Annotated in this window: 5 protein-coding genes; 3 read left to right on the forward strand and 2 right to left on the reverse strand. The window is 65.9% G+C overall.

Annotated elements, in window-relative coordinates; genetic code table 11:
• Nucleotides 1-24 precede the first annotated feature (24 nt).
• Nucleotides 25-10,101 (reverse strand): retention module-containing protein, encoded by a 10,077-nt coding sequence (locus KF707C_RS06635; RefSeq protein WP_158526750.1) that lies wholly within the window; start codon nt 10,099-10,101, stop codon nt 25-27.
• A 336-nt stretch (nt 10,102-10,437) separates the two neighbouring features.
• Between KF707C_RS06635 and KF707C_RS06640 the strand changes: the two genes are divergently transcribed.
• From KF707C_RS06640 to KF707C_RS06650, 3 genes are all read left to right on the forward strand, one after another.
• On the forward strand, nt 10,438-11,790 hold the full coding sequence (locus tag KF707C_RS06640) for a TolC family outer membrane protein (RefSeq protein WP_003455344.1): 1,353 nt from the start codon (nt 10,438-10,440) through the stop codon (nt 11,788-11,790).
• A gap of 113 nt (nt 11,791-11,903) precedes the next feature.
• Nucleotides 11,904-14,060: a type I secretion system permease/ATPase gene (locus KF707C_RS06645; RefSeq protein WP_003455340.1), complete on the forward strand. Its 2,157-nt coding sequence runs from the start codon at nt 11,904-11,906 to the stop codon at nt 14,058-14,060.
• Nucleotides 14,061-14,070: 10 nt separating this feature from the next.
• On the forward strand, nt 14,071-15,408 hold the full coding sequence (locus KF707C_RS06650) for an HlyD family type I secretion periplasmic adaptor subunit (RefSeq protein WP_003455335.1): 1,338 nt from the start codon (nt 14,071-14,073) through the stop codon (nt 15,406-15,408).
• A gap of 170 nt (nt 15,409-15,578) precedes the next feature.
• On the opposite strand, the gene mmsB is transcribed toward KF707C_RS06650, so the two are convergent.
• The gene (gene mmsB / locus KF707C_RS06655; RefSeq protein ID WP_003455333.1) at nt 15,579-16,463 is read right to left on the reverse strand and encodes a 3-hydroxyisobutyrate dehydrogenase; all 885 of its coding nucleotides are present in this window, start codon (nt 16,461-16,463) and stop codon (nt 15,579-15,581) included.
• Nucleotides 16,464-16,469: the final 6 nt, after the last annotated feature.

The following is a 16,469-nucleotide window of genomic DNA, read 5'->3' on the forward strand; positions in this document are numbered from 1 at the left end:
CACGGTTGCGGAGAACATCCCTCATCAAGTGTGTTCGATCTTGACGGTCGTCGGGTCGGCACCTGCGATAAGCGAGTTGACGGAAGAACCACTGAACTGCGAGGCAGCACCTTCCAGGGTGATGGTCAGATCGGCACTGTCACCGGCCGGGCTCAGGTGACCGTCCTTGCTCACCAGCAAGGTGGCGTTGCCGGTGTCGCTATCAACGATCAGTTTGAGGAAGTTGTCGATAGTGGCATTGGTCTCACCCTGTAGCAGGTCACTGAGGTCCAGGCGATCCCCTTCGCTCATGTTGAAGTCCTTCACCACATCCTGGGCCGGGGCGCCGGCTACGCCAGCATCTCCGGACTTCCAGACGAAGGTGTCGGCGCCGCCCTGGCCCCAGAGGATGTCGTCGCCCTGGCCGCCTATCAGCAGATCCTTGCCCTCGCCACCGAAGAGGGTGTCGTTGCCGGCACCGCCATTGAGCACGTCATCGCCGTCGCCCGCTTGCAGCAGGTCGGCCTGCGAGCTGCCCATCAGGGAGTCGCTGCCGGTGGTGCCCTGCAGCGTGGTGGTCGGATCGATCACCACGTTGAAGTCGGTGGTGGCCTTGTCGCCGGTGCCGTCGGTGACGGTGGCGCCAAGGTTCAGCGTGGTGGTGGAGTCGTCGTCGGCGCGGGTGACCTTCGTGTAGTCGAGGTTCAACGAGGTGATGGAGAAGTTCGTATCGCTATTGGAACCCGCTGCCCTGATCTGGATGCTGTCGATACCTGTCGCGTCGGTGATATCGATGGTTGCGCTGTTCCGCGGCACGGTGGTCCAGGTCAGGCCATCGTCGAGGCTGTACTGGGCGGCTTCGCCACTGCTGGTCAAGCCGCTGATTCCGAAATGCGCGCCTGTGATGGTTACGCCCGGGATCGCCGTCAGCGTGAGGATCAGTACTTCGTTCGCGTTACGGTTGATCTCTCCTCTCTCGGTGTTGCCGCTTAGCGAGGAGTCCAGGCCGAGGCCGCCGCTTCTCCAGTACGGGGTGCCATTGGTGCCGCTCAGGGACACCGTGACTTCGCTGGCTGCGCTGCTCGCCACTGCTTTGTTGCCGGAGAGTGAGAAGGAAACCAGGGCGTTGCTGTTCGTGACCTTGGTCGCCTGATCCAGCGTGCCCAGCATTTGCACCGAATAGGTACCCTTGGCCGCATCGCCGGTGACCTTGAAGATCACCTGATTGGTTCCCTGCTTGACGGCGTCGAGGCTGCCGTCGGCGTTGGCGCGATAGACCAGGGCGCCGCCGCCGGACGTCAGAGCCATGCTGGTCGGCACGCCACCCACCAATACAGTGCCCTGTACCGGCTGGCCGTTCAGGGAGCTGTCGTCGGGGGCGGTGATCTTCACCGAGGCGCCGCTGAGATCTCGACCCGTCTCGATGCCGAGGCTGGCGGTAGCCAGGGTGCCTGATTCCTGGCTGAGGACTGCGGTCTGTGCAGGCTGTTCCACTTGCGGGGTATAGGGCAGGACCTTTTCCCCATTCAAGGTCACGGTGACGTCCGAGGTCGCCGTGTCGCCGTCGCCGTCGGTTACCACGTAGTCGAACTTGAGCTTCTCGATCTGATCCGCGTTGAAGTTGTCGCGGGCGGTGCGGCTGACTTCAAAGCGATAACGACCATCCGACCAGCCGGTGAAGGTGCCGAACGCGTTGACGATGGTGAAGCTGCCGTCGGCCTGCTGGGTAGCGCCGACCCAAGAGACGCTGGCGTCGCTGCCATTGACCAGGACATCACCATCGGCACCCGTGGTGGTGACGGTGGAGACGTCGCCACTGTTCAGTGGGAGACCGTCGGTGGATTTCACCACAGCGTAGAGGTCGAAGGAGGAGGCGGCGTTCTCTTTCGTGCGGATCTCCGTTACCACATTTCCGGTACTCGGATTGAGGAAGCCCTTGATCTCGAACTCGAAGGTGCGGTCGCCCACGGTGAACTGCCTGACCAGCGTGGAGTTGTCCAGGCGGATGATGTCGTCGTTCGCCGGGTCCTGGGTGCTGGAGGCGTTGTTCGGGGTTTCGGTGTGGTTGAGCTTGACGGTGTGTTCGACCGTGGTCGGCACGCCATCGATCATCACCGTCAGCTTGACCACCAGGTCGACGCTCCTGAGGGTGGTGCCGCTGACCGGGAAGTTGTTATGGGTGAAGGTGCCGAGCTTGAAGTCACTGTCGGGCAGGCTCGGTCCGGAGGTGCGGAACGCTTCGTTGTCGACGAAAACGTAGCCCGACGGGGGATTGTCATCACCCCAGGTGAGCTTGTCCGTGTAGCTGTCAGAGTCGAGGTTCTCTTTGCCGATCGAGGAGGTGCCGCCGCTCGAGTTGATCGCATTGACGAAACCGGCCTCAAGTCCCGAGATCTTGATGCTGCTCACCGGGATATCAATGGTGATGGCGCCGGGCTGCGCAGTGGGCACGTCGTCCTGGATCTGAACGGTCAGGGTTCCTGTGCCTTCGTTGTTGTAGGCGTCCTTGACCTTGACGCCGACGTTCAGGTCGAACAGGTCCGCCGAGTTTTTGTCCGGGTGGTCGATCGGCTTCAGCAGGTTGACCGAGTAGTTGCCCTGGTCGTCGATGGAAATGATGAGCACCGGCTGGGTGCCCGCGTTGCCGGTCAGGGTCTTGCCGTCGGCGCTCAGGCTCCAGGTGACAGTAGTGTCACCGGATTTCAACGCCGTCCCGCTGGGGGCGACCAGGGTAACGGTGGTCGCCGAGTCGTGGGTGATGGTGACCTTGCCGGTGGCCTGATTGCTGGTGTCCGCATCCGTGGCGCTCTTCAGGCCGGTTTCCGATACCAGCTTGCTGCCGCCAGTCACCGACGGCGGAGTGTCCGGCAGATTGCTCACGTTGACGGTGATCTGCGCGGTATCCACCAGGCTGCCGTCGCTGGCGGTGACGGTCAGTACATGCTGCCTGGCGGTCTCGTAGTCGAGGCTCTTACCGGGAGCGATGCTGATCACGCCGGTGCCCGGGTCGATCACGAAAATGCCGGTACCGTTGCCGCCGGTGATGCTGTAGGTGATGGCCTGGCCTTCAACATCCAGGTCACTGCCGGAGAAGCTGTCGTTGACGTCGAACACCAGGGTGTTCGCGGGCACGTTCTCGTTCATCGAGACGGTGGCGTCGACGATGTTCGGGGCTTCATTGGTGCCGACGACCTCGACGGTGATGACGTGCTCGGTGCCGTCGGCGGCGGTGACGGTGAAGGTCTCGGTGTGGGTCTCGCCTTCGGCCAGGGCCTGCACATGGGCGGCGCCGTTGTCGAGGCTGTAGCTCCAGGTGCCGTTGGCGCCGAGGCTGAGGGTGCCGTAGGTGCCGGCCTGGGTGCTCGGGGTGAAGGCGTTGTCGGTGCCGTCGACATCGGTGGCGGTCAGGGTGCCGCCGGTGGTGAGGGTGGTGTCCTCCTTCACCAGGCCGCTGTCGGTGCCGCCGATGACGGCGGCTTCATTGGTGCCGACGACCTCGACGGTGATGACGTGCTCGGTGCCGTCGGCGGCGGTGACGGTGAAGGTCTCGGTGTGGGTCTCGCCTTCGGCCAGGGCCTGCACATGGGCGGCGCCGTTGTCGAGGCTGTAGCTCCAGGTGCCGTTGGCGCCGAGGCTGAGGGTGCCGTAGGTGCCGGCCTGGGTGCTCGGGGTGAAGGCGTTGTCGGTGCCGTCGACATCGGTGGCGGTCAGGGTGCCGCCGGTGGTGAGGGTGGTGTCCTCCTTCACCAGGCCGCTGTCGGTGCCGCCGATGACGGCGGCTTCATTGGTGCCGACGACCTCGACGGTGATGACGTGCTCGGTGCCGTCGGCGGCGGTGACGGTGAAGGTCTCGGTGTGGGTCTCGCCTTCGGCCAGGGCCTGCACATGGGCGGCGCCGTTGTCGAGGCTGTAGCTCCAGGTGCCGTTGGCGTCGAGGCTGAGGGTGCCGTAGGTGCCGGCCTGGGTGCTCGGGGTGAAGGCGTTGTCGGTGCCGTCGACATCGGTGGCGGTCAGGGTGCCGCCGGTGGTGAGGGTGGTGTCCTCCTTCACCAGGCCGCTGTCGGTGCCGCCGATGACGGCGGCTTCATTGGTGCCGACGACCTCGACGGTGATGACGTGCTCGGTGCCGTCGGCGGCGGTGACGGTGAAGGTCTCGGTGTGGGTCTCGCCTTCGGCCAGGGCCTGCACATGGGCGGCGCCGTTGTCGAGGCTGTAGCTCCAGGTGCCGTTGGCGCCGAGGCTGAGGGTGCCGTAGGTGCCGGCCTGGGTGCTCGGGGTGAAGGCGTTGTCGGTGCCGTCGACATCGGTGGCGGTCAGGGTGCCGCCGGTGGTGAGGGTGGTGTCCTCCTTCACCAGGCCGCTGTCGGTGCCGCCGATGACGGCGGCTTCATTGGTGCCGACGACCTCGACGGTGATGACGTGCTCGGTGCCGTCGGCGGCGGTGACGGTGAAGGTCTCGGTGTGGGTCTCGCCTTCGGCCAGGGCCTGCACATGGGCGGCGCCGTTGTCGAGGCTGTAGCTCCAGGTGCCGTTGGCGCCGAGGTTGAGGGTGCCGTAGGTGCCGGCCTGGGTGCTCGGGGTGAAGGCGTTGTTAGTGCCGTCGACATCGGTGGCGGTCAGGGTGCCGCCGGTGGTGAGGGTGGTGTCCTCCTTCACCAGGCCGCTGTCGGTGCCGCCGATGACGGCGGCTTCATTGGTGCCGACGACCTCGACGGTGATGACGTGCTCGGTGCCGTCGGCGGCGGTGACGGTGAAGGTCTCGGTGTGGGTCTCGCCTTCGGCCAGGGCCTGCACATGGGCGGCGCCGTTGTCGAGGCTGTAGCTCCAGGTGCCGTTGGCGCCGAGGCTGAGGGTGCCGTAGGTGCCGGCCTGGGTGCTCGGGGTGAAGGCGTTGTCGGTGCCGTCGACATCGGTGGCGGTCAGGGTGCCGCCGGTGGTGAGGGTGGTGTCCTCCTTCACCAGGCCGCTGTCGGTGCCGCCGATGACGGCGGCTTCATTGGTGCCGACGACCTCGACGGTGATGACGTGCTCGGTGCCGTCGGCGGCGGTGACGGTGAAGGTCTCGGTGTGGGTCTCGCCTTCGGCCAGGGCCTGCACATGGGCGGCGCCGTTGTCGAGGCTGTAGCTCCAGGTGCCGTTGGCGCCGAGGCTGAGGGTGCCGTAGGTGCCGGCCTGGGTGCTCGGGGTGAAGGCGTTGTCGGTGCCGTCGACATCGGTGGCGGTCAGGGTGCCGCCGGTGGTGAGGGTGGTGTCCTCCTTCACCAGGCCGCTGTCGGTGCCGCCGATGACGGCTGGATCGTTGATCGGGTTTACCGAGATCTGGACGGTGACCGGGTTGGACTCGACGCCGGACTTGTCCTTGATGGTGTAGGTGAAGCTGTCGCCGCTGGTTTCGCTGCCGTTGTGCTGGTAGCTGACGGTGCCATCGGGATTGACGGTCAGGCTGCCATTGGCCGGGCCCTGGGTGATGACGATGCTGCCGAGGTCGAGGCCATCGTCCAGGTCGCTGTCGTTGGCCGCCACGTCGATGATGACGGTGCCGCCCTCGTCGACATTGGTTTCGTCCGCTTCGGCGACCGGGCCGTCGTTGACGGCGCCAACGCTGATGGTGGCGGTGGCCGGGGTGCTGTCTTCCTGGTTCTGGTCGTCGACGGAGGCGTAGGTGAAGGTGGTCTCGCCGTTCCAGTTGGCGCCGGGCACGAAGGTGACGCTGGCGGCGTTGCCGGTGGCCGGGACGCTGTCGCCGACATTCAGCTGGGTGCCATTGAGCCACAGGGTGCCATTGGCCGGCAGGTCCTTGATGACGAAGTGGTCGACCGTGCCGTCGAGGTCGGAGCCGCTGAGGCTTACGGCGATGCCGGTGGCGTCTTCGCTGCCGCTGGCGGAGGTGTTGGCGGTTTCCGGAGCGTCGTTGACGGCGCCGACGGTGATGGTGCCGGTGGCGGGCGTGGCGTCGCTCAGGCCTTCGTTGTCGGTGGCGGTGTACTGGAAGCTGGTCTCGCCGTTCCAGTTCGCATCGGGCTTGAAGTAGACAGTCGCGCCGTTGCCGGTGGCCGCGATGACGCTGGCCAGGGTCAGCGGGAGGGTGGCGGCCGCGTCGCTGTAGAAGGTGCCGTTGGCCGGCAGGGTGGTCAGCTTGAAGCTGGCCACGGTGCCGTCGACGTCGCTGCCGGCGAGGTTGACGGCGATGAGGCTGTCTTCATTGCCGCTGGCGGTGGTGGCATTGGTTTCCGGGGCGTCGTTGATCGGGTTCACCGAGATCTGGACGGTGACCGGGTTGGACTCGACGCCGGACTTGTCCTTGATGGTGTAGGTGAAGCTGTCGCCGCTGGTTTCGCTGCCGTTGTGCTGGTAGCTGACGGTGCCATCGGGATTGACGGTCAGGCTGCCATTGGCCGGGCCCTGGGTGATGACGATGCTGCCGAGGTCGAGGCCATCGTCCAGGTCGCTGTCGTTGGCCGCCACGTCGATGATGACGGTGCCGCCCTCGTCGACATTGGTTTCGTCCGCTTCGGCGACCGGGCCGTCGTTGTCGGCGCCAACGCTGATGGTGGCGGTGGCCGGGGTGCTGTCTTCCTGGTTCTGGTCGTCGACGGAGGCGTAGGTGAAGGTGGTCTCGCCGTTCCAGTTGGCGCCGGGCACGAAGGTGACGCTGGCGGCGTTGCCGGTGGCCGGGACGCTGTCGCCGACATTCAGCTGGGTGCCATTGAGCCACAGGGTGCCATTGGCCGGCAGGTCCTTGATGACGAAGTGGTCGACCGTGCCGTCGAGGTCGGAGCCGCTGAGGCTTACGGCGATGCCGGTGGCGTCTTCGCTGCCGCTGGCGGAGGTGTTGGCGGTTTCCGGGGCGTCGTTGACGGCGCCGACGGTGATGGTGCCGGTGGCGGGCGTGGCGTCGCTCAGGCCTTCGTTGTCGGTGGCGGTGTACTGGAAGCTGGTCTCGCCGTTCCAGTTCGCATCGGGCTTGAAGTAGACAGTCGCGCCGTTGCCGGTGGCCGCGATGACGCTGGCCAGGGTCAGCGGAATGGTGGCGGCCGCGTCGCTGTAGAAGGTGCCGTTGGCGGGCAGGGCGGTCAGCTTGAAGCTGGCGACGGTGCCGTCGACGTCGCTGCCGGCGAGGTTGACGGCGATGAGGCTGTCTTCATTGCCGCTGGCGGTGGTGGCATTGGTTTGCGGGGCGTCGTTGATCGGGTTCACCGAAATCTGGACGGTGACCGGGTTGGACTCGACGCCGGACTTGTCCTTGATGGTGTAGGTGAAGCTGTCGCCGCTGGTTTCGCTGCCGTTGTGCTGGTAGCTGACGGTGCCGTCGGGGTTGACGGTCAGGCTGCCATTGGCCGGGCCCTGGGTGATGACGATGCTGCCGAGGTCGAGGCCGTCGTCCAGGTCGCTGTCGTTAGCCGCCACGTCGATGATGACGGTGCCGCCTTCGTCGACGTTGGTTTCGTCTACCTCGGCCACCGGAGCGTCGTTGACCGGGCTGATGGTGATATCGAGCGTGCTGCTGCTGCCGGTGTTGGTGGTGTAGGTTACCTGGGGCACCGATCCGTTCCAGTCGGCGTCCGGGGTGAAGCGGTAGTTGCCATCGGCCTCGATGGTCAGGGTGCCCACTCCGGCGATCACGGCACTGGAGCCCGCAGCGAAGCTGCCTGCTACGCCAGCGATGGCGAAGCTGGCGACAGTGAGGCTGCTGTCGACATCGTTGTCATTGGTCAGCACATTGCCGGTGGCCTCGGTGTCCTCTTCCGCGCTTGCGGTATCGGGCGCCAGGACGGAGGCGTCATCCACCGGCGTGACGTCGGCGAAGCTCAGCTCGGCTGTGTCGGTGGCGGTGCCATCGGTCAGGGTGTAGGTCACGGTCGGCACCGGGCCGGTGTAGTTCTGCGCCGGCGTGAAGGTGTAGGAACCGTTTGCGTTGATGACCAGGGTGCCTACGCCATTCAGGTTGGCGGTCTGGCCGGCGTTGTAGGTGCTGTCGCCCACGGTGAACTGGGTGACGGTCAGGGTGTCGCCGTCCAGGTCGGTGTCATTGTCCAGGACGTTGCCGGTGGCCGGGGTGTCCTCGGTGACCGCCGTCGGGCCGTCATTGTTGGCAACCGGCGCATCGTTGACCGGATTCACGCCCACGGTGACGGTGAGGGTGTCGGTGCCGCCGTTACCGTCACTGACGATGACGGTGAAGCTGTCGCCGCCATTGAAGTTGGCATTGGGCGTGTAGGTGTAGGAACCGTCCGGATTGACCACCACGGTGCCGTTGCGCGGCGCGTCGCCGGCGGTGAAGGTCAGGCTGTCACCATCGGGATCGGTGGCGCCGAGCTGGCCGCTGACGGGGGTGTCTTCGTCGGTGGTGATGCTGATGTCGTCGCCCAGCGGGTTGCCGTTGCTGTCGGTGATGACGGGCGCATCGTTGACCGGATTCACGCCCACGGTGACGGTGAGGGTGTCGGTGCCGCCGTTACCGTCGCTGACGATGACGGTGAAGCTGTCGCCGCCATTGAAGTTCGTGTTGGGGGTGTAGGTGTAGGAGCCGTCCGGGTTGACCACCACGGTGCCGTTGCGCGGTGCTTCGCCGGCGGTGAAGGTCAGGCTGTCGCCATCGGGATCGGTGGCGTCGAGCTGGCCGCTGACGGGGGTGTCTTCGTCGGTGGTGATGCTGATGTCGTCGCCCAGCGGGTTGCCGTTGCTGTCGGTGATGACGGGCGCATCGTTGACCGGATTCACGCCCACGGTGACGGTGAGGGTGTCGGTGCCGCCGTTACCGTCGCTGACGATGACGGTGAAGCTGTCGCCACCATTGAAATTCGTGTTGGGCGTGTAGGTGTAGGAGCCGTCCGGATTGACCACCACGGTGCCGTTGCGCGGTGCTTCGCCGGCGGTGAAGGTGAGGCTGTCACCATCGGGGTCGGTGGCGCCGAGCTGGCCGCTGACGGGGGTGTCTTCGTCGGTGGTGATGCTGATGTCGTCGCCCAGCGGGTTGCCGTTGCTGTCGGTGATGACGGGGACGTCGTTGACCGGGTTCACGCCCACGGTGACGGTGAGGGTGTCGGTACCGCCGTTACCGTCGCTGACGATGACGGTGAAGCTGTCGCCACCATTGAAGTTGGCATTGGGCGTGTAGGTGTAGGAGCCGTCCGGATTGACCACCACGGTGCCGTTGCGCGGTGCTTCGCCGGCGGTGAAGGTCAGGCTGTCGCCATCGGGATCGGTGGCGCCGAGCTGGCCGCTGACGGGGGTGTCTTCGTCGGTGGTGATGCTGATGTCGTCGCCCAGCGGGTTGCCGTTGCTGTCGGTGATGACGGGCGCATCGTTGACCGGATTCACGCCGACGGTGACGGTGAGGGTGTCGGTGCCGCCGTTACCGTCACTGACGATGACGGTGAAGCTGTCGCCGCCATTGAAGTTGGCATTGGGCGTGTAGGTGTAGGAACCGTCCGGGTTGACCACCACGGTGCCGTTGCGCGGTGCTTCGCCGGCGGTGAAGGTCAGGCTGTCGCCATCGGGGTCGGTGGCGCCGAGCTGGCCGCTGACGGGGGTGTCTTCGTCGGTGGTGATGCTGGTGTCCTGACCGCTGGGCTGGTTGTTCACGGCCTCAGGCGTCGGAAGGGGGGCTTCCGCCACGAGCAGCGGGTCCGTCTCGTCTTCTTCTACCGCCTCGGTGGCGAGGGCGAAGGTTTCGGTGGGGAAGCCGATGGTCGCGTCGACGCGATCCGCCGTCGCCTCCAGCAGCACGAAGCTGTGGCCGCCACCCGCAGCGCCGCCGCCGGCACCACCGCCAGCGCCCGGGCCGGCCGCAGTGGCCTCAAGGGCCTGGGTCGGGTCCATGCCGGCCTCGATCGCCTGTTGCAACTGCGCCACTTCATCGCCTGGGGCGGCGTTCTGTTGCTGGGGCGTTGCGTTCTGCTCGGCAAGGCCCGTGTCCGACTCGCTCCACTGGCTGTCGCGGCCCAGGTCCACGGCGCGGCCGTCGGCCAGTGCCAGGGTCACCATGCCTTCGTTTCCTGTCAGGACCTGGTCACCCTTGAAGAGTCGATCGCCTTCCACCAGGAAGCGTTGGAGGCCTTCGGGGGATACGGCGATTACCTGTCCAACAATGCTTTTGACGATCGCAACAACACTGCTCATGGGTGACTCTCCTGGATTGACTCTCAGCTGGCTTGTCGTCGCTGGGGTCGTTTTTGTGGCGACCAAGCGCAGGACTGACATTCCCTTCTATAGTTATTGCATGGCGAAAAGGTGGCGCCAAATATTTGGCTTATTACATTTGGCTATTGCGTATATGCCAAAGTATTGACCAATTGACTCCCATCCTAAACAATCACTTGCATGCTGTCACTTTGATATTTTTCGTTCGTCTGGTGTCATCCAGTGTGACTTTGATCACGTATTCGGAGCCTTGACGAGAAGCAACGTCCGGCGTGGTTCCGGACCTCTAAATTCAATGAAAAGGATGCCTAGAACATGCGTCTGCGCTTCTCCTCCGTACTGCCATTCGCCCTGGCCGTCAGCCTTCCCGCCCACTCCCAGACCCTGACCGAAGCCATGCAGCGCGCCATGGACGTACACCCGGAAATCCAGGCCGGGGTGAATAGTCGTCTGTCGGCCGACAAACAGCTGCAGGCTGCCAAGGGGGGCTACCTGCCTTCCGTGGACCTGCTCGCCGGCTACGGCCGCGAAGGCACCGACAACACCACCACCCGTGCGACCGGGGACAACCACTGGAAGACCATGACCCGTGGCGAGTCCAGCCTGCGCCTGAGCCAGATGGTGTTCGACGGTTTCGCGACCAAGAACGAAGTGGGGCGCCAGCAGGCCACCGTGAACTCCCGCGCCTATGCGCTGCTGGGCACCTCTGAGCGCACGGCGCTGGATGTCGCCGAGGTCTACATCGATGTGCTGCGCCGCCAGGAAATGGTGCGTCTGGCCCAGGAGAACCTGCGCAGCCACGAGCGCATCTTCGACCAGATCAGCCTGCGCAGTGAGCGCGGGGTAGGGCGTCTGGCCGACCAGGATCAGGCCGAGGCGCGCCTGGCCCAGGCCCGCAACAACCTGATCACCGAACAGACCAACCTGGCCGATGCCCGCACCAATTACTACAGCGTGGTGGGTGCCGAGCCGGTGGAGCTCATGGAGCCGGCAGGCCTGCCCGGCCAACTGCCCGCCTCCCTGGAAGAGGCTCGCCAGACCCTGATGGCCAACAGCCCGATCCTGCGCTCCGCCGAGTCCGACGTCGCCGCCGCCGAGAAGCAGTACGACGCCGCGAAATCCTTCTTCTACCCGCGCTTTGACGCCGAATTGTCCCGTGGTGCGGACAATGACCTGGATGGCGAGAACGGGCATGTGAACGAATGGCAGGCGATGTTGCGCATGCGTTACAACCTGTTCGCCGGCGGCAGCAACAAGGCTGACCTGGAGTCCAAGGCCTACCAGATCAACGAGGCGCTGGACATTCGCAACAACGCCATGCGCGTGCTGAACGAAGACCTGGGCCTGTCCTGGAACGCCCTGGCCAACGCCCGTGAGCAGCTGCCGATCGCCCAGCAGTACGTGGATTACAGCACCCGTGTCCGCGAGTCCTACCAGAAGCAGTTCAGCATTGGCGAACGGACCCTGCTGGACCTGCTGGACAGCGAAAACGAGCTCTTCACTGCATCTCGTCGCCTCGTCGACCTGCGCTACAGCGAGTTGTTTACTCAGTACCGCATCAAGGCGACCATTGGCGAGTTGCTGAAGAGCCAGGGAGTGGTGGCGCCGATGGCGACCGTGGTTCAGTCCGACCTGAAGCCCCAGGCAACCCTTCCCGGCCTCAACTGATAGTCCCGCTCCGACCTGCATCGCCCGATGGAGACCCTGTGTCTCCCTCGGGCGTGTGAGTTTCGGGCCGGGCCGTTCCGCCTTCCGAAGAACCCCGAGCAGAGTGTCCAGGCGTGGATCCAGAAGTCAGTCGCGTTCAAATCAACTCCGATCCCCGCGGGCAGCATGACGACCCGCTGCTGGACTCGCTCCTGTCCCTCTGCGTCCTGCACCGCAAGCCGGCCAACCGGGCCATGCTCACCAGCGGCCTGCCGCTGCCGAAGCAACGTCTGACCGTCGAGTTGCTGCCCCGCGCCGCCGCCCGCGCCGGCCTGCAAGGACGTCTGCTGCACCGGCGCCTGGAGCAGATCCCGAAGATCGCCTTGCCGGCTCTGCTGCTCCTCAAGAAGGGGCGTTGCGCCGTGTTGCTGGGCTGGAGCGCGCAGGGCGATGCCCGCCTGCTGCTGAGCGAGAGCGATGGTGGCGAAGTGTCGGTGACCCGCGAGCTGCTGCAGGAGGATTACAGCGGCCAGGTGTTCTTCGCCCAGCCCCAGCACAAGTACGACCTGGACCAGGGCAGCCTGATCCCGCGCACCCGGTCCTGGTTCCGCGACACCCTCAAGCGTTCCCGCTGGCTCTACATCGACGCCGTGGCGGCCAGCCTGCTGATCAACCTCATCGGCCTCGGTGCGCCGCTGTTCGTGATGAACGTCTATGACCGCGTGGTGCCCAACCAGGCCGCCGCCACCCTCTGGGTGCTGGCCATCGGCATCTCCGGCGCCTACCTCTTCGACCTGCTGCTCAAGACCATGCGCGGGCTCTGCCTCGATCTCGCGGGCAAGAAGACCGACCTGATCATCTCCGCCACGCTCTTCGAGCGCATCGTCGGCATGGCCATGAAGTACCGCCCGCTGCGGGTCGGCAGCTTCGCCCAGAACATCCATGAGTTCCAGACGCTCAGGGACTTCCTCGCGTCCCTGACCCTGACCAGCGTCATCGACCTGCCGTTCACCCTGCTGATCCTCCTGGTCATCGGCCTGCTGGGCGGGCCCCTGGTTTGGATTCCGCTGCTGGCCTTCCCCCTCGCCATGGGGATCAGCTGGTTGCTGCAGAAACCCCTGGTGGCGACCATGGACCGCACCATGGCCCTGGCCGCCGAGCGTCAGTCCAGCCTGATCGAGACCCTCGCCGGCCTGGACGCGGTGAAGGTGAACAACGCCGAGAGCGATCGCCAGTATCTCTGGGAGCAGACCATCGGCACCCTCGGCCGCCTCGAACTGCGGGTGAAGATGCTCTCCAGCCTGGCGATGAACCTGACGCTGATGATCCAGCAGTTGGCGGGCGTCGCGATGATAGTCGCCGGCGTCTACCTGATCATGGCCGGCGACCTCAGCATGGGCGGCCTGATCGCCTGCTACATGCTCAACGGCCGTGCCCTGGGGCCGCTGAGCCAGCTCTCCGGGCTGCTCACCCGCTACCAGCAGGCGCGCCTGACCATGACCAACGTGGACCAGATGATGGACCTGCCCCAGGAGCGCCAGGAGGGCGAGCAGCCGCTGGTGCGTTCCAAGCTGCAGGGCAGCCTGGAGCTGCGCCAGGTGAACTTCACCTACCCGCACCAGCAGACCCCGGCCCTGAGCGAGGTGAACCTGATCGTCCGCCCGGGGGAGAAGATCGGCATCATCGGTCGCAGCGGTTCCGGCAAGAGCTCCCTGGCCAAGCTGATCGTCGGCCTCTACCAGGCCGATTCCGGCAGCCTGCTGGTGGACGGCACCGACATCCGCCAGCTGGATGTCAGCGAGCTGCGCCACAACGTCGGCTACGTCCCCCAGGATATCCAGCTGTTCAGCGGCACCCTGCGGGACAACCTGATGTCCGGCGCCCGTTACGTGGAGGACGAACTGGTGCTGCAGGCCGCCGAGCTCTCGGGAGTCCACGAGTTCGCCCGACTCCATCCGCAAGGTTATGAGCTGCAGGTCGGCGAGCGTGGCCAGAACCTCTCCGGCGGCCAGCGGCAGAACGTCGCCCTGGCGCGCGCACTGCTGCTCGATCCCCCCATCCTGCTGCTGGACGAGCCCACCAGTTCCATGGACAACCCCGGCGAGGAACGGCTGAAGGAGCGCCTCGCCGCGGTGATCGCCAACAAGACCCTGCTGCTGGTCACCCACCGGGCCTCCATGCTTTCCCTGGTGGACCGACTGCTGATCGTCGACCGTGGCCGCATCATCGCGGACGGCCCGAAGGAAGCGGTCATGGAAGCGCTGAAGAAGGGGCAGATCAGTGTCGCATAAGGCCATCGGCATGTTTCGCCAGTACTTCAAGGGCGGCGAGTCGCTGTCCGACCAGCCCCTTCCCGAGGTCAGCAAGGCCCTGGTGGAAGACGCGCCGCGCGTGGTGCGCCTGACCATCTGGACGCTGCTGGGTTTCACCCTGTTCCTCGGCTTCTGGGCCCATTTCGCCGAGATCGACGAGGTGACCCGTGGCGAGGGCAAGGCGATCCCGTCCTCCAAGCTGCAGAAGGTGTCCAACCTGGAAGGCGGCATCGTTTCAGAGCTGTTCGTCCGTGAGGGGCAGGTGGTGGAAGTGGGGGCGCCGCTGTTGCGCCTGGACCCCACCCGCTTCGAGTCCAACGTCGGCGAAACCGAGGCGGACCGCAATGCCATGCAGCTCCGGGTGGAGCGTCTCAGCGCCGAGGTGAACGACCAGCCGCTGATCATCTCCGAGGAGCTGCGCAGTCTCGCGCCCGAACAGGCGGCCAGCGAGGAAGCCCTGTACGCGAGTCGTCGGCAACAACTGAACGACGAAGTGGGCGGCCTGGAACAGCAACTGGTCCAGCGTCGCCAGGAGCTGCAGGAGTTCATCTCCAAGCAGGCCCAGTTCCGCAACAGCCTGCAGTTGCTGCGGCAGGAAATCGCCATCTCCGAGCCCCTGGTGGCCGAAGGGGCGATTTCCCGGGTGGAAGTCCTGCGCCTGCGCCGCGCCGAGGTGGAGACCCGTGGCCAGCTGGATGCGACCTCCCTCGCCATCCCCCGCGCCGAGTCGGCCATCAAGGAAGCCGAGAACAAGATCGCCGAGACCCGCTCGCGTTTTCGCAGCGAGGCCCTGGGCCAGCTGAACGAGGCGCGTACCGAGCTGAAGAAGGCCAATGCCACGGGCAAGGCGCTGGAGGACCGGGTCAAGCGCACCCTGGTCACCTCGCCGGTGCGGGGCATCGTCAAGCAGCTGCTGGTGAACACCATCGGCGGCGTGATCCAGCCCGGCAGCGACCTGGTGGAGATCGTGCCCCTGGACGACACCCTGCTGGTGGAGGCCCGCATCCGGCCCCAGGACATCGCCTTCCTGCACCCGGGCCAGCGGGCCATGGTCAAGTTCACCGCCTACGACTTCACCATCTACGGCGGCCTGGAGGCCGAGCTGGAGCAGATCGGCGCGGACACCGTGACCGACGAGGACGGCAACAGCTTCTACCTGATCAAGCTGCGCACCCGCAAAAGTCATCTCGGATCCGACGACAAGCCGTTGCTGATCATCCCCGGCATGGTGGCCTCGGTGGACATCATGACCGGCAAGAAAAGCATCCTCAGCTACCTGCTGAAACCCATCATCCGGGCCCGCGCCGAGGCGCTGCGGGAGCGTTGAGATCAGCGCCGGGAACGGCGTCCTTGGGCGCGTTGCACCCCACGGGATGCCGATGCGCGGGCGCTATCCGGTAGCCCCGATGGAATCCGCGAGCGGGGTTCCGGCGGGGCCCGGACTTCATCCTCGCGACGGGTCTTGCGTACCAGGGGCCCGGTTCCCGGGGCGCGGGGTCATTCCACGAACAGCTTCTGCACCACCGAGAAGTCCTTCCTGCCCTGGCCCTGTTTCAGCAACAGCCGATAGAGCTGCAGCGCCAGGGCGCCCATGGGCGTGCTGGAGAGGCTGTTCTGCGCGGTTTCCTGGGCCAGGCCCAGGTCCTTGGCCATCAGCTCGGCCATGAACCCCCCTTCGTACTCGCGGCTCGCCGGGGCGTTGGGCATCACGCCGGGCCAGGGGTTGTAGCGTTCCAGCACCCAGTTGCCGCCGGAGCTCTGGCGCATGATCTCCGCCAGCACCGCCGGATCCAGCCCGTTGGCCACGCCCAGGGCCATGGATTCTGCGGTGGCGATCATCTGCACCGCCAGCACCTGGTTGTTGCACACCTTGGCCACCTGGCCGGCGCCATCGGGGCCGGCGTGGAAGATGTTCTTGCCCATGGCCTCGAAGATCGGCCGCGCCCGCTCCAGGGCCGCCGCTTCGCCACCCACCATGAAGGTGAGGGTGCCTGCGGCGGCGCCGGCGGTGCCGCCGGACACCGGCGCATCCAGCAGGTCGATGCCCCGGGCGCGCGCTTCGGCGTGGACCTTGCGTGCCGACTCGGGCGCGATGGTGGAGCACTCCAGCACCAGGCTGCCGGGGGCGATGGCCTGCAGCAGGCCATCCTCGCCCAGCAGCAGGCCTTCCACATGCCGGCTGGCCGGCAGCATGGTGATGACCACCGCCGTACCGGCCACGGCCTCGCGGGCGTCCGTCGCCGAGGTGGCGCCCTCGGCGGCGAGTTCGTCGACGGCGCTGCGTACCAGGTCATGCACTCGCAGCCGGTAACCGGCCTTGAGCAGGTTGCGGGCCATGGGCAGGCCCATGTGGCCGAGTCCGATAAAGGCGATGTCGCTCATGCTGCG

Source organism: Pseudomonas furukawaii (assembly GCF_002355475.1).
In the GTDB taxonomy this organism is placed as follows: domain Bacteria; phylum Pseudomonadota; class Gammaproteobacteria; order Pseudomonadales; family Pseudomonadaceae; genus Metapseudomonas; species Metapseudomonas furukawaii.

Coding starts and splice junctions, on each gene's coding strand:
- KF707C_RS06640 (WP_003455344.1), top strand. CDS start 10,438: ATGCGTCTGCGCTTCTCCTCCGTACTGCCATTCGCCCTGGCCGTCAGC.
- KF707C_RS06635 (WP_158526750.1), bottom strand. CDS start 10,101: ATGAGCAGTGTTGTTGCGATCGTCAAAAGCATTGTTGGACAGGTAATC.
- KF707C_RS06650 (WP_003455335.1), top strand. CDS start 14,071: ATGTTTCGCCAGTACTTCAAGGGCGGCGAGTCGCTGTCCGACCAGCCC.
- mmsB (WP_003455333.1), bottom strand. CDS start 16,463: ATGAGCGACATCGCCTTTATCGGACTCGGCCACATGGGCCTGCCCATG.